The organism is Halomonas sp. GXIMD04776, assembly GCF_049808615.1.
Lineage (GTDB): Bacteria > Pseudomonadota > Gammaproteobacteria > Pseudomonadales > Halomonadaceae > Modicisalibacter.
The window spans coordinates 1-1573 of record NZ_JBNCAN010000060.1; the positions used below are offsets into that span (position 1 = coordinate 1).

Annotated in this window: 1 protein-coding gene; it reads left to right on the forward strand. The window is 62.0% G+C overall.

What is annotated here, in order from left to right; translation table 11 throughout:
- The first annotated feature begins 87 nt into the window (after nucleotides 1-87).
- Nucleotides 88-1407 (forward strand): IS1380 family transposase, encoded by a 1320-nt coding sequence (locus ACPF7Z_RS19370; protein ID WP_425194874.1) that lies wholly within the window; start codon nucleotides 88-90, stop codon nucleotides 1405-1407.
- The last annotated feature ends 166 nt before the right edge of the window (nucleotides 1408-1573 follow it).

Genomic DNA, 1573 nt, shown 5'->3' on the forward strand with positions numbered 1-1573 from the left:
CCCGGATATTGCACCAGACATGCAAAAAGCGGCTGAAAATCGGTTATAATTCAAGCTCCTATACAAGAACCAACCGACTCAGCCGCCATGACAAAATGTACCACGCCGACCGCCGCCTTTCCACGCTGCAAAGGCCGTCAGATCCTCGCCAGCTTCGATGGCGGTGACGTCACCTCCGACGGCGGCATCCTGCTGCTGCGGCAGATGGATCGTGAGGTGGGCCTGACTCGCGCCGTCGCCCGCCGGATCAGCGATGATCGTGACCCGCAGCGCTGCCTGCATCGCACCGAAACTCTGGTCCGGCAACGCGTGTTCGGCCTGGCGATGGGCTATGAAGATCTCAACGACCACCATGCCCTGCGTCATGACATCGCCCTACAGACCGCCGTCAATACGGATGGCGTGCTGGCCAGTCAGTCGACCCTGTGTCGCTTCGAACAGCAGGCCGGCCGGGATTGGGCGGTCGCCATCCACGAGGAGATGATCGAGCAGTTCATCCGTTCGTTCCGGCAGCCGCCCAAGAAGCCGCTCTACCTCGACTTCGATGCCACCGATGACCGGGTGCACGGCCAGCAGCTCGGGCGGCACTTCAACGGCTACTACGACCATTACATCTTCCTGCCGCTGTTCGTGTTCTGTGGTGATCAGCTGCTGGTCAGCTACCTGCGCCCGGCCTCGCTGGATGCCGCTCACCACGCCGGTGCCATCCTCGCTCTGCTGGTCCGGCGGCTGCGCCAGGCATGGTCCGATGTAAAGATCGTCTTCCGTGGCGACAGCGGCTTCTGCCGCCCGCTGATCCTCAATTGGTGCGACCGCCACGGCGTCGATTACATCATCGGCATCGCCGGCAACCAGCGCCTGGCCAAGCTGGCTCTAGACATCGACTACGCGTCGGCCATCCGCTTCGAGAAGACCTGGGAGAAGCAGCGTGTCTTCGGCTTCATCAAGTACGCCGCCGGCAGTTGGAACAAACGCCGACGACAGGTGATCGTCAAGTCCGAGACCACGCGGCGCGGCTTCAACACCCGCTATGTGGTCACCAACCTGCGGGGTTGCAGCGCCGAATGGCTCTACGATAATCGCTACTGCGCCCGGGGCGAGATGGAGAACCGCATCAAGGAGCAGCAGTTCCTGTTCTCCGACCGCACCAGTTGTCACGAGTGGTGGCCCAACCAGTACCGGCTGCTGCTCTCGGGGCTGGCCTACCTGCTGCTGGAACGGATGCGTCGGGTTTACCTCAAACGCACCGCCTTCGCCCAAGCCCAGGTCAACACCATCCGCCTGAAGCTGCTGAAGATCGGCGCCGTCATTACCCGCAACACGCGCACTATCCGGTTGATGCTGAGCAGCCAGTATCCCGAGCAAGACCTTTTCCTGACGCTGGCCAGCAAGTTGGTGCCGGGATAGCGTCGCAGCGTGCTGTCCCCGGCACAGAAAAGACATGGGGGTTGGGGGAAGTGCGCCCTGAAGCCAGGAAATTGATCAAGAAATAGCCAATCTCAACCCCGATCGCCATCATCCCCACCGAGCCTGGAATCTGGGAGCGTCTGGCCGGCCCGGTGCAATATCCGGG